Raw genomic sequence first — 17,568 nt, 5'->3', positions numbered from 1 at the left:
CGCCTATTTGAAAGCATTCGAATGGAAGAGCTCACACCAGGCTTGTCGCCACCCCGAAACCGATCGCCATGATCGCGGCCACCGCCATACAGGCGCTGCCGGGGCGAATGCGGCGGGCGTCGATGCGCGGGGTGAGTCGCCAAAGCAGCACGGTGCCTATCAGCATGTCGAACACCAGGGCCACGCGCAGCAGGCCGGAGGCGAGCAGCGGCGCATACGGTGGATGCAGATGGCCTTCAGCGCCGGCCACGCCGAGGATCAGCACGAGGCCGATCAGGTTCCACAGCAGGCAGGCGAGATAGACGCGGTTGAACAGCACGCGGCTGCGCTCGGTCCAGCGCAGCACGGCGTAGGCGATCAGGGCGAAGAACAGGGCGAAGATGGAGCTGTACAGCACCCACCACAGCAGGCTGCTGAGCAGGGTGAGTAGGGTGATCATGTGACCTGCTGAAAGCCCAGTTTGCGCAGCACCTTGGCCATCAGCCAGGCCGGTCCGATCAGCAGATACGACAGGTCGGTGAGGAAGCTTGGTTTGCGCCCTTCGTATTTGTGGCCGATGAACTGACCGATCCACGCAACCACGAACACGGCGACCGCCAGTTCGCACAGCCTCGTTGCGCCCAGCTGGTAAAACAGCGCGTTGGTGAACAGCCCCAGCACGACGAACGCGATCAGCAGCGCGGCGGCCAGACGATGCGAATGTTTCCAGTACCAGTAGAACGCGGCGACCATGGCCAGCACGGCCCACGACCCGGGTCGCAGGAGGCTGGCCGGTACGGGAATCGCCCACAGCAGCGCGATCACGCTCCACACGATCGGCGGCACGCAGATCCAGTGCAGACGCTTGTTGGTCGGGTTCTGATGGTCGCTGCTGTAACTGTCGAGCCAGTTCTGCATGGTGCGCACGGTGGGTTGCCTCGTATTCGCAGGATGGAAGCCGGCGGCTTGGTGGCCGCGCGTGTCTCAACGCTGTGCTGAGCTTAATCCAGCTCGCGCCGGGCGCAACGTCGCGTTGCACCACGCGCGCATCCGCGCCGCGGGAGTCAGTCCAGCGTGATGCCTGCCAGTTTATGCAGCGCCTCGGCATACTTTTCGGCCGTCGCGGCGATCACGTCGTCGGGAATGGTCGGGCCGGGAGCTTTTTTGTTCCAGCCCATGGCTTCCAGGTAGTCGCGCACGAACTGTTTGTCGTAGCTCGGCGGGCTGATGCCGACCTGGTAGTCCTCGGCGGGCCAGAAGCGCGAGGAGTCCGGCGTCAGCATTTCGTCCATCACGTAGAGCTTGCCGTGGGCATCGGTGCCGAACTCGAACTTGGTGTCGGCGATGATGATGCCGCGCTCGGCCGCAAACGCCGCCGCCCACTGGTAGATTTTCAGCGTGGCGTCGCGCACTTCGTTGGCAGTGGCGTTGCCGACCGCCGCGACGACGGCATCGAAGCTGACGTTCTCGTCATGATCGCCCACCGCCGCCTTGGTCGACGGCGTGAAGATCGGCGCAGGCAGCTGCTGGGCCTGCTGCAGGTCGACCGGCAAAGTAATGCCGCACAGCGTGCCGGTGGCTTGGTAGTCTTTCCAGCCCGAGCCGATCAGGTAGCCGCGGGCGATCGCCTCGACCGGCACCGGCTTCAGGCGGCGCGCCACCACGGCGCGCTTCTCGTACAGCGCCAGATCGGTGCCGGGCGGCAGCACGTCGTCCAGTGGCACGTCGAGCAGGTGGTTGGGTACCAGGTGCGCCGTCTGCGCAAACCAGAAGTTGGAGATCTGCGTCAGCATTTCGCCCTTGCCCGGAATCGGGTTGGGCAGCACCACGTCGAACGCGGACAGGCGATCGGTCGCCACGATCAGCAGGCGCGCTTCTTCCGGCGTGCCATCCGGGCGATGGCTCGGCGGCAGCGCGTAGACGTCGCGCACCTTGCCGCGATGGAGCAGTTCCAGGCCGGGCAGATCGGATTGCAGCAAGCTGGTAGGCACGACGTGGGTTCCGCTGGCGGTGGAGGACGAGCATTGTAACTGCTGTGGCCGCGCCGCCGGAACGTCGCACCTCACAGGCCATGTGGCGGGCACTGCTAGAATTGGGCGTCTTCAACCCCATGTCCTGCCGATGCGAACCCTTCAGATTGCGGCATGTTGCTTCGCCGCGGCCCTTCCTGTGCTTGCCCAAAGCCAGTCCGCCATGCAGCCGCCCAGCCGGCTGGGCCTGTGTGCGGCCTGTCACGGCGCCAACGGGCAAGCCAGCCAGCCGGGCGTGCCGAATCTGGCCGGGCAGCATCTGGACTATCTGCGCAGCGCACTCAAGCAATACCGCGACGGCAGCCGCAACGTGGCGCCGATGCGCGCGGCGATCGGGCCGGTCAGCGATGTCGAGCTCGATGCGCTGGCGCGCTGGTACAGCGCCCAGCCGCCGCAGGTGCCGTCGCGATGAGTTACTCCTATACCCTCTGGTTCGCCTTTTTCGGCCTGCTGATCGGTCACGCGCCCGGCGCGATCACCGGCGCCATCGTCGGTTTCATTTTCGACAACCTGCGCCATACCCAGCGCAAAAACGCCACGCCGGAGGCGGGCGGCTTTATCGGGCCGCTGTTCACCCTGCTGGGCGCGGTGGCGAAATCCGACGGCCGGGTGTCGGAAGCGGAAATCGCCATCGCCGAACGGATGATGGCGCGCATGAACCTCGACGCCGACCAGCGCAAGCAGGCCGCCGCCAGCTTCAACGCCGGCAAGCAGCCGGAGTTCGACGTCACCCGGACCATCAACGAGCTGCGCGGCTGGGTCGGCATGCGCCGCGACCACGCCTTCCCCGTGCTCGACGTGGTGATCGACACCGTGCTCGCCGAAGGCAATCCTGCGCCGGAAAAAATGGCGATTCTGCGCCAGCTTGCGTTTGCGCTGCGGGTCAGCGAAATGGAGCTGATGGCGCTGATGGCGATGAAAGGCTACGCCTGGAACGGCGGCGGCCAGCGCGGCTATAGCCGCGGCACCGGTTACGGTTCGAGCGGGAACTACGTGCCGCCGCAGCGCACGGCGCAAGGTCCCGATCCGTACGCGGTGCTCGGGATCGACCGCAGCGCCGACGACCGCGCGGTGAAGCGCGCCTACCGCAAATTGATTTCCGAACATCACCCCGACCGCTTAGGCGATCTGCCCGAAGACATGCGCAAGCGGGCCGAGTCGCGCGCCAGCGAGATCAACGCGGCGTACGACCGGATCAAGGAGCAGCGGGGGTTTAAGTGAACAACCAGGGTCGAGGGGCGAGTGACGAGGGCGCGCTGCATGCTTCACCGTGGCAAACTTGCAAGTCAGCATCAGCGCCAGCACGTTGGCGTCGAAGGTCGGTCCTCGCGCCCTCGCTACTCGTCTCTCGCCCCTCGTCTTCCAATCAGGTTCTCCCATGAGCAAGCAAGCCCCGATGATCGCTCCGTCCATTCTCGCCGCGGATTTTGCGCGGCTGGGTGATGACACTGCCGCTGCGCTGGCCGCGGGTGCGGACTGGGTGCATTTCGACGTGATGGACAACCACTACGTGCCGAACCTCACCATCGGGCCGGCGGTGCTGGAGTCGCTGCGCAAGTACGGCATTACGGCGCCGATCGACGTGCATCTGATGGTGAAACCGGTCGATCGCATCGTGCCGGATTTCGCCAAGGCGGGTGCGACCAACATCAGCTTTCATCCGGAGGCCAGCGAGCATATCGACCGCACGCTGGGCCTGATCAAGGACGCCGGCTGCACCGCTGGGCTGGTGTTTAATCCGGCCACGCCGCTGGATCACTTGGACTATGTGATGGACAAGCTCGACCTGATCCTGATCATGTCGGTGAACCCGGGTTTTGGCGGGCAGAAGTTCATCCCCGGCGCGCTGGAGAAGCTGCGTCAGGTGCGTCGCCGCATCGATGACAGCGGCCGCGCGATTCGGCTGGAGATCGATGGCGGCGTCACGGCTGAAAATATCGCTGCCATTGCCGAAGCCGGTGCGGACACCTTCGTCGCCGGTTCGGCGATTTTCCACGCCAAGGACTACCGCGCCGAGATCGACGCCATGCGCAGGGCCATCGGCTGAGACGGGCATCGGGGCCGGCGCGACTAGCGCCCAATAAAAATCCCGGCGCAGGGCAGCACCGGGATAAACGTCGTCAGACGTGAGAGGAAACATCAATGATTGGCGCAGGTCGATGCGAGCGCATCGGAGGGAGGGGTCAACGCCCGCATCGACACATTCCACGGCTATGGAAGCGCGCCAATCACAGACTCAGACATTGCGTTTTCCGGTTTGGTTCCCGCTGTGCGCGAAATAAAATACGGCCCGCGCGCTTGTAGAGCCTGTGCCAAAAAAGCTCCCCTCATGACCGAGGGGAGAACAGGTCACCATGATCGTTGAACATCGGGCCGATGCGGCGTTAGAGCGGCTGCCAGCCGGGATCGGGTTCCTGCCGCGCATCCGGCGCGCTTCCGTTCGCGCCAGATGCCCGCTCGCCTTCCATGGCAGCCCAGTCGTCGGAGCCTGAGTCGATAAAACCTGAACAGAATGAATGGTTCAGCACGGCCGCGGCCTCAGTGAAAGCCGAGAATCACGCCTAGCAGCAGCGCGCCGATCGCGAGCGACACCCGCAGCGGTTCGAAGCTGCGCAATTCGGCGTTGGGGTCGCGTTCTTTGGATTCGTTGCCCTGCATTGCCGTTCTCCGTGCGTGGTTCATGGTGGCCATCACACCGCGTTTTCGGGCGCTGGCGCCGACGCAATCGGGCGCACCTGCCGCTGGGTTGTGGCAATACGCGGGCAGTGACGACGAATGGCTTGCGCCAGTGCCCTTCACATAGCACGCTGCGCCCACCACAAAGGAGCGCGCCATGGGCCGCAGCATTGCCATCGTTGAAGACGAACCGCTGATTCGCGCCAACTACGTCGAGGCCTTGAACCGTTTTGGCTACGACGCGCGCGGCTACGGTTCACGGCAGGAAGCCTCGAGCGCGTTCGCCATGCGTCTGCCGGAGCTGGTGATTATCGACATCGGCCTGGGCGACGAGCCGGAGGGCGGCTTCGACCTGTGCCGCGAGCTGCGCGCCAAATCGGCCACGCTGCCGCTAATTTTTCTCACCGCGCGCGATTCGGATTTCGACGTGATCTCCGGCCTGCGCCTGGGCGCCGACGATTACCTCAGCAAGGACACCAGCCTGCATCAGCTGGCTGCGCGCATTGCAGCGCTGTTTCGCCGGATCGAGTCGCTGAAGGCGCCGGCCTCCAGCGAAACGGTGATCCAGCACGGGCCGCTGAAGTTGGAGTCCGAGCGCATGCGCATCACCTGGAACGGCGAGGAGATTCCGCTCACCGTCACCGAGTTCTGGATGGTGCACACGCTGATCCGCTTCCCCGGCCACGTGAAGAATCGCGACCAGCTGATGCGCGAGGCCGAGCTGGTGGTGGACGACGCCACCATCACCTCGCACGTCAAACGCATCCGCAAAAAATTCATCGCCGTGGCGCCCGAGTTCGACGGCATCGAAACCGTGCACGGCGTCGGCTACCGGTGGAAGCCGTGATGCGCGCGACGCTCATCGCGCTTGCACTGCTGCTGGTCGCCACGACGGGGCATTCCGTCGATCGCACGGCGGTCGCTCCGGTGGCTGCATCGTCCGCCACGTCGCCGATTCCGCTGTCGACGTCGCATGGCGCCTCGCACGTCTCGCCTCGCGCTGCGACCGCAGCGACCCAGGGTGACGCAAAGACGGTAACCGTCAGCGGCGGTGCCGACGAATCGGTACCCGGCTGGTCCATCGTGACCGTGCCGCCGGCGGGCTGGACCAGCGACTGCTGCCAGTACGCCCGCGCCATCGGCGTCAATCTAGTGATCTACCAGGGCGACTGGACCGGCAACCCTGACCGCGTGATGGTGCTCAACGTGTGGCCGCGCAAGCTGCCTTCGCTGAAGGCGGAGCGGGCGGCCGACCAGGCCAGCTATGTGAAGAAAGATCCGAAAGCCGCGGTCAGTGCGTTCCCGGTCACCGGCACGGCCATGACCTGCGACGGCGTGCTGTATCAGGGCAGCGACCACATGGACGATGCCGTGGTGTTCTGCGATCCCGGCAAAGCTACCGGCATCCGCCTGAGCTGGTCGATGACGGTGGCCGCCAAGGACCCGCAGCGCGCGTCGGTGCTGGCGCTGCTGCGGCAGGTGGTGCAGAAATCGACGTACACGAAATATCAGCGCGGCTACAAGTCCACCAGCCGAACGTCAACGCCGTGATGGCACGCCGATGCCTGCGTCGCGGCTAGTCCGCCGATGAGCCTGCGTAAAAAGCTGCTGCTGGTGGCGCTGTGCACGCTGGCGCTGCCGATCGCGGGTTGGTTATACGTGCGGCAGATGGAGACGCTGTTGCGCGAAGGGCAGGCCGATGCCTTGCTCGCCTCGGCACGCGCGGTGGCGCGCAGCCTGGTGGTCACCGGCGCGGTGCTGCCGGAGGATGCCAACGGCTGGTATGTGCAGCAGGCGACCAGCCCCATCACGGTAGATGGCTACGGCGACGACTGGGCGCCGCTGACGCCTTGGAGTCAGGCGCTCGGCCCCGCATCGAATCCTCGCGGCAAACTGCTGCTGGCCCAGGACGGCGAGTGGCTTTACCTCTACGCCGACGTGCGCGATACCCGCCGCACGCGCGCCGATGCGAGTGACGCCAATGCGCTGGCCGCCGACCATCTCATCCTTACGCTGGCGAACGCGGCGGGCAAGCAGCGCTATCTGCTGGCCAGCGCGGCGCCCGGCCCGCTGACCGCACATTCGCTCGATCCGCCGGTGGCCGGCTTTCCCGATCCGCTGACCGCGCAGTGGCAGGAGGACGGCAGCGGTTATCGCGTCGAGCTGCGTTTGTCGCGCAGCCTGAAACTGCGCGCGCTGGGCGTGGGCGTGTACGACGCCTCGGCCGGTGGTGATCCCACAGCGGCGGATACGCGACCGCTACTTGCCTACTCGACACTCTTGTCCGGTGAACTGGGTCGGCTTGCGCCGGACGACGCGCAGGCGCGCCTACTGGCGCCGCAGGGCTGGCTGCTGGCGCGCAGCGGCCGGCTGAATACCACACGGGGCACCGACGGCCAGCCCGGCTGGTTCGCCTCGATCATCTATCGCTCGCTGCTCGGCAAGCGGCTGGAGGACGCCAGCCTGTGGTCGCAGGACGTGCCTCGACTGGATACGCGCGAAGTTGCCCATGCCGGTGCAGGCAAGCCGGTCAGCGTATGGCGCAGCGGCGAGCAGCGCGGCAGCGTGGTGCTCACCGCCGCCGTACCGATCGGGCAGGGCGGCAAGGTCGATGGCGTGCTGCTGCTGGAGCAGGCCAGCCGCACCGTGCCGCTGCTGGCCAATCGCGCGCTGCTCGGCCTGCTGTTGACCAGCTTTGGCGTGCTGCTGGTTGCCGGCGCGATCCTGCTGGCGTTTGCCACTCGGCTAAGCCTTCGACTCGGTCGATTGCGCAATGCGGCCGAGCGCGCTCAGCTCAACGATGGACGTCTGGACGGCCTTTTCGAGGATGGCCGTTTTCCGATGACCGATTCGATGGATGAGATCGGCGACCTCGCGCGCAGCTTCGAGAAACTGTTCGGCATGGTCGGCAGCTATACCGATTATCTGCGCACGCTGACCTCCAAGCTGTCGCACGAGCTCAACACCCCGCTGGCGATCGTCAAATCGTCGCTGGACAATCTGGAGCACGCGGCACTGACTCCCGAAGGGCGGCCCTATCTGGAACGCGCGCGTGACGGCGTGGCTCGGCTCGGTGCCCTGGTGCGCGCCATGAGCGAGTCCAGCCGCATGGAGCGGTCGATCACCAGCGCCGAACCCGAAGACGTGGATCTGCGCGACGTCGTGCGCGGCTGCGCCGACGCCTATCGCGCACTGATCGGCCCGCGCCGGCTGGACTGCGTGCTGCCCGACGCCCCGCTGGTCTTGCACTGCGCGCCCGAACTGGTGGCGCAGGCGCTGGACAAGCTGTTCGACAACGCACTGTCGTTCACGCCCGAACAGGGTTGGCTGCGGCTGAGCCTGTCGCCGATCGACAACGGCGCGCAGATCGAGCTGGCCAACCAGGGCCCGCTGCTGCCCGAAGCCATGCAGGGTCGCCTGTTCGATACCTTGGTCAGCCTGCGCGACAAGGCCACGCCGGGCGACGTGCCGCATCTGGGGCTCGGTCTTTACGTGGTGCGGCTGGTGGCCGAGCGCCACCATGGCGTCGCCACGGCGCGCAATCTCGACGACGCCAGTGGCGTGGCTTTCGCCCTGCAGCTGCACGGCATGTCGAGGCAGCGTCTGGGCGGCTGAGCCGATGTAAGTCGAAAAAGCCCGGCTGGATGCAAACGCGAGAACTCGCACCCTGCGGTTGAATTCAGCGGCGGCAGCTCACGGGCAGATCCCGCGCCGGTACCGTGCTCTCCGCGCTGCACGTCCAGGTGATCTGGCCGCTGCTGGTTTCCGGCGTCAGCACCAGCGCCTTGTCGCGGATCGTCCCGTTGGCGCCGTCGCCGTCGAACGTGACCGTGATCTTGCCGCCGGAGACATCGACGCTGGAGACGTATTTGCCGGTGATCGATGTCGCCGGCGCGAGGCCGGCGGCGGCGTTGTCCGTCGGCACGGCATGGTGGCTGTCGTAGTACGCGCTGAATGCCGTCTTGGCGCTATCGGCCAGCGACAAACCTTCGGTCACCTGCATGCGGACGATGTAACTCTGATAAGCGGGAATGGCGATGGCGGCCAGTATGGCAATGAAGGGCACGATCAGGACCGTGGCCCAGATAGATCCCTTCGATGCGGCCGGAAAGGTCTGGCCGGTCTGCCGCCAGCGCGCCAGCCACGTCAGCTGTGCCTGCAGGTAGAACATCGGAAAAAAGAACAGGGTGATGCGGCCGATCTCCGAACGGATGCCGTACTGGCCAACCAACCTCTCGATGGATCCGGCCATCGAGAAATAAGCCACCAGATAAAGAATCCAGCGCGCCAGCAAGATCATCCCGCCCAGGCCGGCCGCTCCGCTGTTGCCATGCATTTGAGCCGCGACCCCGATCCAGTAGATCGGCTCACCGATCAAAAAGCAGACCAGCGCGATGACCAGCAGCAGCCGGCTCTTGCTTTGCGGATCGACCCTGCGAATCCAGCTGGCCTGAATAAACGGCCAGATCAGCGAAAAAATACCGAGGGTGAGGATCGAGTACAGCAGCACCAGGCCCCAGTGCAGCGAAGGTGGCTCGGGAATATCGGCACGGTTTGCCTGGGTGCGGCCGGTGTCACCGTAACGCTGGGCCGAAAAAGAATCGCCGCCGAAACCACCGTCTTGCGTTCGAAAGGCCGGCGGTGGTGCCGGCTGTGGCGTCATGCCGGGAGCCGCATAAAAAAAGTGGCTCAGCGGCACCCAGTCCGGCATGCCCTCGCGCCATGCCAGCGCATCGGGAGCGAATTTTCCTTCGGCCAGCCACTGGCGCACCGTAGCCTCGCTGTAGGGCCCATATTTTTCGCCGTTCTGGCCTATCCATACCTGATCGTCAATGGTCACGCGGCGTCCCCTGTCTTCGTGAAGTGAGCTGTGTGCTGCGGGGCTTGGCGAGCAAGCCTGCAGCGAACGACGATGTATCTCCCCTGCCGTCCATGTCGCAGAGTAGATGGGCGCCGGAAAGCTGTCGAGCATGGGCCAACGCCGTGCCTGTCCGCCCGCAGCCTGCTATCTTCAGCAGCCGCTTCCCTTCAGTCAGAGCCGCTTGTGATTTCCCGAGACGAATTCGACGTGCTGGTGGCCAAGGGCCATACGCGCATCCCGCTGGTGCGCGAGGTGTTTTCCGACCTCGATACGCCGCTGTCGGTGTACCTGAAGCTGGCCGATGGCCGCTATACGTTTCTGTTCGAATCGGTCGAGGGTGGGGCGACCTGGGGTCGCTATTCGATCATCGGTCTGCCGGCCCGGCGCGTGTATCGGCTGCGCGGCCACGAACTCGAAGTGGAGGATTCGGGCGAGGTGACCGAGCGCCGCCACGTCGCCGATCCGTTGGCCGAAATCGAGGTGCTGCGCCAGCAATACGACGTGCCGCAGCTGCCCGAGCTGCCCGCTTTCAGCGGCGGTCTGGTCGGGTATTTCGGTTTCGAGACGATCGGCTACATCGAGCCTCGGCTGGCGCAGTGGGACCGCCCCGACGAGCTGGGCACGGCCGATGTGTTGCTGATGCTGGCCGAAGAGGTCGCGGTGTTCGACAACCTCAAGGGCCGCCTGTACCTGATCGTGCACGCCGATCCCACGCAGCCGCAGGCCTATGCCAATGCGCAGCGGCGGCTGGATGCACTGGTCTACCGCCTGCGTCAGGGCGGTGCCTCGTATCCGTCGCCGACGCCATCGGTCGAGCTGGTGGACGAAAGCGATTTCACCTCGTCGTTCACCCGCGAGGAATTCGAGGCGATGGTCGAGCGTGCGAAGGAATACATTCGCGCCGGCGATATTTTCCAGGTGGTGCCGTCGCAGCGATTGAGCGTGCGTTTTAACGCGCGGCCGATCGACGTCTACCGCGCGTTGCGCGCGCTCAATCCGTCGCCTTACATGTACTTCGTCGATCTGGGCGATACGCAGATCGTCGGCTCGTCGCCGGAAATTCTGGCGCGCTTGAAGGACGGCAAGGTCGTCGTGCGTCCGCTCGCCGGCACGCGCAAACGCGGCGCGAGCGAGGCGGAGGATGCGGCTCTGGAAGCCGAGCTGCTGGCCGATCCGAAAGAGCGCGCCGAGCATGTGATGCTGATCGATCTGGGGCGCAACGACATCGGCCGCATCAGCGAAACCGGCAGCGTGGAAGTGAGCGAATCGTTCGCGATCGAGCGCTACTCGCATGTGATGCATATCGTGTCGCAGGTGCAGGGCAAAGCGCGCCCCGGGCTAAGCTATATGGACGTCCTCAAGGCGACGTTTCCGGCCGGTACGCTCAGCGGCGCGCCGAAGATCCGAGCGCTGGAGATCATTCAGGAGCTGGAGCCGTACAAACGCAATATCTACGCCGGTGCGATCGGCTGGATCGGCTGGTGGGGCGATGCCGACACCGCCATCGCGATTCGCACCGCGGTGATCCAGAACGGTCGTCTTCACGTTCAGGCCGGCGCTGGCATTGTCTACGACTCCGATCCTGCGGCCGAGTGGGAAGAGACCATGAACAAAGGCCGCGCGCTGTTTCGTGCGGTGGCACAGGCGGCGAAAGGCTTATGATGAAGAATCGGCGGGCATCGACAATCATCGTCGGACTCTTACTATGCTGTCTGGTCGGCGGCGCCTCGGCGCGTGATACGACAACGGCATGGCCGGATACGCCGGTAGGCCGACTGGAAGCTTTGGCGCTGCTGCAGACCTTCAACGCCGATCTGCTGAGTCACGACAGCGCCACGCTGACGATGGAGCGCTGGTGCGGCGATCACCACATGGCCGAGCCGGCCAAGATCAGCGCACAGCGCGTCACCGGTGAAGACAAGCCGCTGCCTGACGATCTACGCACGCAGCTGGCGATCGGGCCGAGCGAGCCGGTGCGCTATCGCCGCGTGCTGCTGCGCTGCGGCTCGCATGTGCTTTCCGAAGCGGACAACTGGTACGTGCCGTCGCGGCTCACGGCCGCGATGAACGAGCAGCTCGATCACACCGATACGCCCTTCGGACGCGTGGTACTGCCGCTGCATTTTCGTCGGCAGACGCTCGACGCGAAGTTGCTGTGGTCGCCATTGCCCGCTGGCTGGGAGTCGGCCGATAACGCACTGCCTGCCGGCCAGGGCACCTTGTCGATTCCGCACCAAGTGCTGCAGCATCGTGCAGTTCTCTACGCGGCCGACAATCGGCCGTTCAGTACGGTGATCGAGACCTACACCGAGCAGGTGCTGGCGTTTCCGGCGCCGGCCGGTCGCTGACTCGCGATCAATCCGCTTTCGCCAGCTGCTTGCGCAACGCGCCCGCCTGATCGCGAATGGCCTTGCGCTCATCCTCGCTCAAGCGCTCCAGCGACTTCCACTGCAGCGCGGCGCGCGGGTGATGGGCGAAGCGCGTCTGATGACGGTCGAGAAAATCCCAGTACAGCGTGGTGAAGGGGCAGGCGTCGTCGCCGACGGCTTTATCGGGTTTGAAACGGCAGTCGTCGCAGTAGTTGCTCATGCGCTGGATGTAGCGACCGGACGAGCAGTACGGCTTGGATACCATCTTGCCGCCGTCGGCAAACTGGCTCATGCCCATCACGTTGGGTGCCTCGACCCATTCCACCGCGTCGACATAAATGGCCAGATACCACGCGTGGATCTGTGCCGGCTCCACGCCCAGCATCAGCGCAAAGTTGCCGGTGACCATCAGCCGCTGGATGTGGTGCGCGTAGCCGTGTTTCAGCGTCTGCCCCAGCGCTTCGCGCAGGCAGTTCATGTCGGTGTCGCCGGTCCAGTAAAAAGTGGGCAGCGGCGCATGCGCCTTCAGCGCGTTGCCCTGCAGCAGCTTCGGCATGTCGCGCCAGTACATGCCGCGGATGAACTCGCGCCAGCCCAACACCTGCCGCACGAAACCCTCCACCGCGGCCAGTTCGGCGCGTCCGCTCTTGAGGGCGTTGACAGCGGCCTGCACCACCTCGCGCGGGTCGAGCAGCTTGAGGTTCATCGCCGTGGACAGCCGCGCGTGATACAGCCACGGCTCGTCGCTCCACATCGCGTCCTGCCACTGGCCGAAGGCGGCCAGCCGATGATCGATGAAATCCTTCAGTGCCTGCGTAGCCTGTTTCGGCGTGACCGGCCAGTCGAAAGCCTCCAGACTGCCGGGATGATCGCCGAACCGCTCGGCCACGAGATCGAGCACTTCCCGGGTGATCGCGTCCGGCGGGAAACGCTTGGGCGCGGGCAGCATGCCCGGACCTTTCTTGCCGAAGCTCTTGCGGTTGTCGTGGTCGTAATTCCACTGGCCGCCGGTCGGCTGGTCCTCGTCCATCAGCACGTCGAAGCGCCGACGCATCCAGCGATAGAAATGCTCCATGCGAATTTCACGGCGCGCGCCGACCCATTCGGCGAAGTCCTCCGGCTCGATGAAGAAATGGCGGTCGGGATGCTCGGCGTATTCGACGCCTTCGTCCTTGGCCACGGTGCGCAGTGCTTCGCGCACCCGCCACTCGCCGGGGCGCACCAGCACTACGCGTTCGGGTTTCAGCTTGCGCAAGTCTTCGCGCAGCACGCCATCGAGTTGCGCTTGCGTGTGCTCGCCCAGCGCCCGATAGTGCAGCGGCCAGTCGCGCGCGCGCATGTCGTCACGAAAGTGCCGCATCGAGGCGAGAAAGATCGCGATGCGCGCCTGGTGCGACCACACGTGCGTCGCCTCACCGACGCATTCGGCCATCCACAGCGCATCAAGCGCGGGGTCAAAATCTTCCAGCACGGTTGATTCGCGATCCAGCTGGTCGCCAAGCACCACGATCAAGTTACGCATCGGCTAGCTGCCCTGTTTATACGGCAATCGTAGTTGCTCTTGGGCGGCAACCGGAGAGCGTGCGACATCAGCCGCCGCAGAAAAAATATTCGGTACAGCAGTAGGATCCGAAGCGGCTAGGCTTGGGATGCAGAAATCCTAAAGCCTCCGTCAGAGCTCGCTACATGCTTCCGCAAAGTTCCGCGCCTTCGCGACGGTTGTGGAGATTAGGCTGATTCACGACACGCACGACCGCGAATTCATCTGAGCAGACTTCACTCCATTTAACGCCGCAAAATCTTTCGATGCGGCCATCGAATTAAATAGTCGAAATTCCCCACGCGTTTCTGCAAGAATCAGCGGGCACGATGACTGGGGGGTAATCGTGCCGAGGCATCAAGTCGCTTCTACGCGACAACCTGGGCTTCTTCGCCGGGCTCTGGTGCAGGCGTTTCACACTTCCGGTGACTTTTTCAAGCAGGCGTTCTTTCGAACGCCGTGCGTCCGTGTGCATATCACTACTCAAGGAGCGGGAACGATGCATCATTTGTCCAGTAAGAAAGCCATGACGTTGCTGATGATTTGCGGCCTTTCCGGTTGCGCATCCATCGTGGGCGGTACACATCAACACCTCAGCGTGGAGGCTCGTTCGGGCGGCCAAAGCGTCCAGGGCGCCAACTGTTCGGTGACGAATAACCGGGGAACACAAAGCGTCACGACGCCAGGTACAGTTACCGTGCACCGCGACAGCAGTCCGCTCGACGTCCAATGCGTGAAAGACGGCGCTCCGGTCGGAAGCCAGATGACTTACTCCAGCGTGCGCGGCATGGTCTGGGGCAATCTTCTTTTCGGCGGGGTGATTGGCCTGATCGTCGATTTCGGCAACGGCGCGGCGCATCACTATCCGAACACGATCTCGGTGATGTCGAATGCTCCGTCTTCGCACGCCTATTCTTACATCAGTCCTTCGGTGCCGTCGCCGATCAGCTACAGCCAGCCGCAGAATTCACCACAGGTGGATCTGGCCAGTCTCGATGGGCGCATCAGCGCTTCCATGTTCAATGCGGCGCAAAACGTTGCCGCTACGCGGCAGTGTGACCGGGCGATCCGCGTGTTGATGGCAGACGGTCAGCGTGCGTTGTTCGAGTCAACATGCCCGACAACGGCCGCGCTGCAGATCGAGTGCACCGGTGCGTCATGCAAGGCCATGCACCCGGAGGGTTGATTCAGTAGTCGGACCAGCCACTGGCGGGCGATAGTCCGCCAGCGGTTCGCTTCGGTGGCTGCGCAAAAACGTCAGCTTCCCGCAATTATGAAGCGGAACGCAGCCGGCGGCTGCACTACGCAATGCCCATTGCCGCTCTATAACCTTTTTGTCACAGCATTACCCCGTCGAACTGGCGGGATGACGACAGCATGCGTCATCCCGCACAATGACGGCCTGCAGATGCGAGCGGCGGCAGTCCAGGCAGACTTGCCGTTGTCGCACAGCCGGCACGCGCCGTTGGTGGCCCGCGCTGTTTTACCGACAGGATCCGCCATCCCATGCTGCTGATGATCGACAACTACGACAGCTTTACCTTCAACCTCGTGCAGTATCTCGGTGAGCTGGGGCAGCAGGTGAAGGTGGTGCGCAACGATGCGCTGGATGTGGCCGGCATTCGCGCGCTGACCCCTTCGCACATCATGATTTCACCGGGGCCGGGTACGCCGGACGATGCGGGCGTGTCGTTGGATGTATTGCGCGAGCTGTCGGGCGAGATCCCGGTCTTCGGCGTGTGCCTCGGTCATCAGGCGATCGGGCAGGCGTTTGGCGGCAAGGTGATTCGGGCCAAGCAGATCATGCACGGCAAGACGTCGCCGGTACGCCACCGCGGGCAGGGCGTATTTGCCGGCTTGCCCGATCCGTTCGAGGCGACGCGCTACCACTCGCTTGTGGTGGAACAGCACTCGCTGCCCGATTGCCTCGAAGTCACCGCGTGGACCGAGCATCCGGACGGTTCGATCGACGAGATCATGGGCCTGCGTCACAAGACGCTGCCGGTGGAAGGCGTGCAGTTTCATCCCGAGTCCATCCTGACTCAGCACGGCCACGACCTGCTGCGCAATTTTCTCGGTCAGCCGCTGAAGCTCGCCGCATGAGCGCGGCGCATCGCGAGGTGCCGCATCGGGAAATCACGATCACGCCGCAGGAGGCCCTGCAGCGTACGATCGAGCATCGCGAAATTTTCCACGACGAGATGATTTCGCTGATGCGCCAGATCATGGGTGGCCAGGTCAGTCCGCTGATGACGGCGGCGATCATGACCGGCCTGCGCGTCAAGAAGGAAACCATCGGCGAGATCACCGGCGCGGCGCGGGTAATGCGCGAGCTGTCGGCCAAGGTGCCGATCGGCGGTGAGACGCGTCACCTGCTGGATATCGTGGGCACCGGCGGCGACGGCGCGTCGAGTTTCAACATCTCCACGGCATCGATGTTCGTGGCCGCCGCGGCCGGCGCCCGCGTGGCCAAGCACGGTGGGCGCAGCGTGTCGTCAAGGTCCGGCAGTGCCGACGTGCTGGAGTCGCTGGGCGCGTCGATCGACCTTATGCCGGAACAGGTCGCGCAGTGCATGGAAGAAACCGCGATCGGCTTCATGTTCGCGCCGAATCATCATCCAGCGATGAAAGTCGTTGCGCCGGTGCGGCGCGAGATGGGCGTGCGCACGCTGTTCAATATTCTCGGCCCGCTGACCAATCCGGCGGATGCGCCCAACATCCTGATGGGCGTGTTCCATCCCGATCTCGTCGGTATTCAGGTGCGCGTGCTGCAGGCGCTGGGTGCGCTTAACGCCCTGGTGGTCTGGGGCCGCGATGGCATGGACGAAATTTCGCTGGGCGCGACCACCCTGGTGGGTGAATTGCGCGACGGCGTGGTGCGCGAGTACGAAATCGAGCCCGAAGACTTCGGCTTCGCTATGGCCTCCAGCCGCAATCTGCGGGTGGAAAATGTGGAGGAATCGAAAGCGATGCTGCTCGAGGCCTTGCAGGGCCGTCGCGGCGTGCCGCATGACATCGTCTGCCTGAACAGCGGCGCGGCGCTGTACGCCGCCAGCGTGGTCGACTCGATCGACGACGGCATCGAGCTGGCGCGTGCGACCATTGCCAGCGGCGCGGCGCATGACAAAATGAACGCGTTCGTCGAGGCCACGCGCCGGCTTGCCGCATCCGCGTAAAGTGGGCTCGCGTAGCCGCTAGCATGGCCGCGTGCTTGCACAAGCCGAAGCGGCGATACTGCAGCCTGCGCCGCTTGCACGATTCACATACCCACGTTGTTCCAATCAGAGACATGCCATGACCGACATTCTCAATCGCATTCTTGCGCGCAAGGCCGAAGAAGTCGCCGAGCGTAAAGCAAAAATGCCGATGGACGAGCTGATCGCCCGCGTCAAAGACATGCCCGACACGCGCGGATTTGCCGCCGCGATCGAGGCAAAGATCGCCGCCGGCCTTCCAGCGGTGATCGCTGAAGTGAAAAAGGCCAGCCCCAGCAAGGGCGTGATCCGCGCCGAGTTCGATCCGGCGGCGATCGCGCGAAGCTACGAGGAGGCCGGAGCTGCCTGCCTTTCGGTGCTGACCGATGCGGATTTTTTCCAGGGCAGCGAAGCGTTTCTGCAGCAGGCGCTGGGCGCGTGCGCGCTGCCGGTGCTGCGCAAGGATTTCATCATCGACCCGTATCAGGTGTACGAGGCCCGCGCGATCGGCGCGGACTGCGTGCTGCTGATCGTTTCCGCGCTGGACGACGACGTGCTGCTGCAGCTGTCGCTGCTGGCCGCCGAGCTGGATCTGGACGTGCTGTGTGAGGTGCACGATGAAGAGGAACTCGAACGCGCGATGGCCGTGCCGGTACCGCTGATCGGCGTCAACAACCGCAACCTGCGCAGCTTCGAGACCTCGCTGGAAACCTCGCTGGCGCTGCAGGATCTGATCGAATACGACCGCGTGCTGGTCGCCGAATCCGGCATACATACGCCGGAAGACGTTGCGCGCCTGCGCGAAGGCGGTATCCAGGCGTTTCTGGTTGGCGAGGCGTTCATGCGTGCCGAAAATCCGGGCAGCGAACTGCGGCGATTGTTCGGTACGCCGTGACCGAACCATTACCGCATGAAGCGA

At 64.5% G+C, this 17,568-nt stretch carries 18 protein-coding genes; 12 read left to right on the top strand and 6 right to left on the bottom strand.

The features are described 5' to 3' along the window. Nucleotides 1-31: 31 nt before the first annotated feature. The 3 genes from HDE76_RS14435 to HDE76_RS14425 form a co-directional block, all read right to left on the bottom strand. Nucleotides 32-439, bottom strand: a complete 408-nt coding sequence (locus tag HDE76_RS14435; RefSeq protein ID WP_179477973.1) for a hypothetical protein — start codon at nt 437-439, stop codon at nt 32-34. Beyond that, nucleotides 436-906, bottom strand: a complete 471-nt coding sequence (locus HDE76_RS14430; RefSeq protein WP_179477972.1) for an Mpo1-like protein — start codon at nt 904-906, stop codon at nt 436-438. The genes HDE76_RS14435 and HDE76_RS14430 overlap by 4 nt, the downstream gene beginning before the upstream one ends. Before the next feature lie 137 nt (nt 907-1,043). Continuing rightward, nucleotides 1,044-1,970 carry a phosphoribosylaminoimidazolesuccinocarboxamide synthase gene (locus HDE76_RS14425; protein WP_184508604.1) on the bottom strand — a complete coding sequence of 309 codons (927 nt, stop codon included), beginning with the start codon at nt 1,968-1,970 and terminating at the stop codon, nt 1,044-1,046. Nucleotides 1,971-2,172: 202 nt separating this feature from the next. On the opposite strand from HDE76_RS14425, the gene HDE76_RS14420 reads away from it, so the two are divergent. From HDE76_RS14420 to rpe, 3 genes are all read left to right on the top strand, one after another. Continuing rightward, on the top strand, nt 2,173-2,421 hold the full coding sequence (locus HDE76_RS14420) for a c-type cytochrome (protein WP_255481609.1): 249 nt from the start codon (nt 2,173-2,175) through the stop codon (nt 2,419-2,421). Then, nucleotides 2,418-3,230 carry a co-chaperone DjlA gene (gene djlA / locus HDE76_RS14415; RefSeq protein ID WP_184508598.1) on the top strand — a complete coding sequence of 271 codons (813 nt, stop codon included), beginning with the start codon at nt 2,418-2,420 and terminating at the stop codon, nt 3,228-3,230. Before HDE76_RS14420 ends, djlA begins: the two co-directional genes overlap by 4 nt. A 157-nt stretch (nt 3,231-3,387) precedes the next feature. Then, complete coding sequence (rpe, locus tag HDE76_RS14410) at nt 3,388-4,056, top strand: ribulose-phosphate 3-epimerase (RefSeq protein ID WP_184508595.1); 669 nt, start codon at nt 3,388-3,390, stop codon at nt 4,054-4,056. Between the two features lie 491 nt (nt 4,057-4,547). Here the strand turns inward: rpe and HDE76_RS14405 are convergent, their stop codons facing one another. Continuing rightward, nucleotides 4,548-4,844 carry a hypothetical protein gene (locus tag HDE76_RS14405; RefSeq protein ID WP_179477933.1) on the bottom strand — a complete coding sequence of 99 codons (297 nt, stop codon included), beginning with the start codon at nt 4,842-4,844 and terminating at the stop codon, nt 4,548-4,550. Here HDE76_RS14405 and pdsR point away from each other — a divergent pair. Genes pdsR through HDE76_RS14390 form a run of 3 tightly spaced genes read left to right on the top strand, consistent with a single transcriptional unit; the run spans nt 4,843 to nt 8,300 of the window. Further along, complete coding sequence (gene pdsR, locus HDE76_RS14400) at nt 4,843-5,532, top strand: proteobacterial dedicated sortase system response regulator (RefSeq protein ID WP_179477967.1); 690 nt, start codon at nt 4,843-4,845, stop codon at nt 5,530-5,532. The two genes, HDE76_RS14405 and pdsR, sit on opposite strands and share 2 nt — an antisense overlap. After that, nucleotides 5,532-6,236 (top strand): hypothetical protein, encoded by a 705-nt coding sequence (locus tag HDE76_RS14395; RefSeq protein ID WP_184508592.1) that lies wholly within the window; start codon nt 5,532-5,534, stop codon nt 6,234-6,236. The genes pdsR and HDE76_RS14395 overlap by 1 nt, the downstream gene beginning before the upstream one ends. Nucleotides 6,237-6,272: 36 nt before the next feature. Beyond that, entirely contained in the window at nt 6,273-8,300 is a 2,028-nt protein-coding gene (locus HDE76_RS14390) for a histidine kinase dimerization/phospho-acceptor domain-containing protein (RefSeq protein WP_184508589.1), read from the top strand. A 64-nt stretch (nt 8,301-8,364) separates the two neighbouring features. Here the strand turns inward: HDE76_RS14390 and HDE76_RS20960 are convergent, their stop codons facing one another. After that, a complete protein-coding gene (locus tag HDE76_RS20960; RefSeq protein ID WP_179477964.1) occupies nt 8,365-9,525 on the bottom strand; it encodes a pilin in 1,161 nt (386 codons plus the stop codon). A gap of 204 nt (nt 9,526-9,729) precedes the next feature. Between HDE76_RS20960 and trpE the strand changes: the two genes are divergently transcribed. Together trpE and HDE76_RS14375 are read left to right on the top strand one after the other, a co-directional pair. Then, the gene (trpE, locus tag HDE76_RS14380) at nt 9,730-11,208 is read left to right on the top strand and encodes an anthranilate synthase component I (protein ID WP_184508586.1); all 1,479 of its coding nucleotides are present in this window, start codon (nt 9,730-9,732) and stop codon (nt 11,206-11,208) included. Continuing rightward, nucleotides 11,205-11,894, top strand: coding sequence for a hypothetical protein (locus HDE76_RS14375; protein WP_255481608.1), 690 nt, complete (start codon nt 11,205-11,207; stop codon nt 11,892-11,894). The genes trpE and HDE76_RS14375 overlap by 4 nt, the downstream gene beginning before the upstream one ends. A 7-nt stretch (nt 11,895-11,901) precedes the next feature. Here HDE76_RS14375 and HDE76_RS14370 read toward each other — a convergent pair whose 3' ends face one another. Continuing rightward, complete coding sequence (locus HDE76_RS14370) at nt 11,902-13,437, bottom strand: cryptochrome/photolyase family protein (RefSeq protein WP_184508583.1); 1,536 nt, start codon at nt 13,435-13,437, stop codon at nt 11,902-11,904. 421 nt (nt 13,438-13,858) lie between these two features. Between HDE76_RS14370 and HDE76_RS14365 the strand changes: the two genes are divergently transcribed. From HDE76_RS14365 to trpC, 4 genes are all read left to right on the top strand, one after another. Continuing rightward, nucleotides 13,859-14,641 carry a hypothetical protein gene (locus tag HDE76_RS14365; RefSeq protein WP_184508580.1) on the top strand — a complete coding sequence of 261 codons (783 nt, stop codon included), beginning with the start codon at nt 13,859-13,861 and terminating at the stop codon, nt 14,639-14,641. Nucleotides 14,642-14,961: 320 nt separating this feature from the next. Continuing rightward, on the top strand, nt 14,962-15,558 hold the full coding sequence (locus HDE76_RS14360; RefSeq protein WP_184508577.1) for an aminodeoxychorismate/anthranilate synthase component II: 597 nt from the start codon (nt 14,962-14,964) through the stop codon (nt 15,556-15,558). After that, on the top strand, nt 15,555-16,631 hold the full coding sequence (gene trpD, locus HDE76_RS14355; RefSeq protein ID WP_179482516.1) for an anthranilate phosphoribosyltransferase: 1,077 nt from the start codon (nt 15,555-15,557) through the stop codon (nt 16,629-16,631). Before HDE76_RS14360 ends, trpD begins: the two co-directional genes overlap by 4 nt. 118 nt (nt 16,632-16,749) lie before the next feature. After that, on the top strand, nt 16,750-17,544 hold the full coding sequence (trpC, locus tag HDE76_RS14350) for an indole-3-glycerol phosphate synthase TrpC (RefSeq protein ID WP_179482518.1): 795 nt from the start codon (nt 16,750-16,752) through the stop codon (nt 17,542-17,544). Nucleotides 17,545-17,568: the final 24 nt, after the last annotated feature.

It is taken from the genome of Rhodanobacter sp. ANJX3, assembly GCF_014200755.1.
Taxonomy (GTDB): Bacteria; Pseudomonadota; Gammaproteobacteria; order Xanthomonadales; family Rhodanobacteraceae; genus Rhodanobacter.
This window is presented reverse-complemented; position numbering and strand designations above follow the sequence as displayed.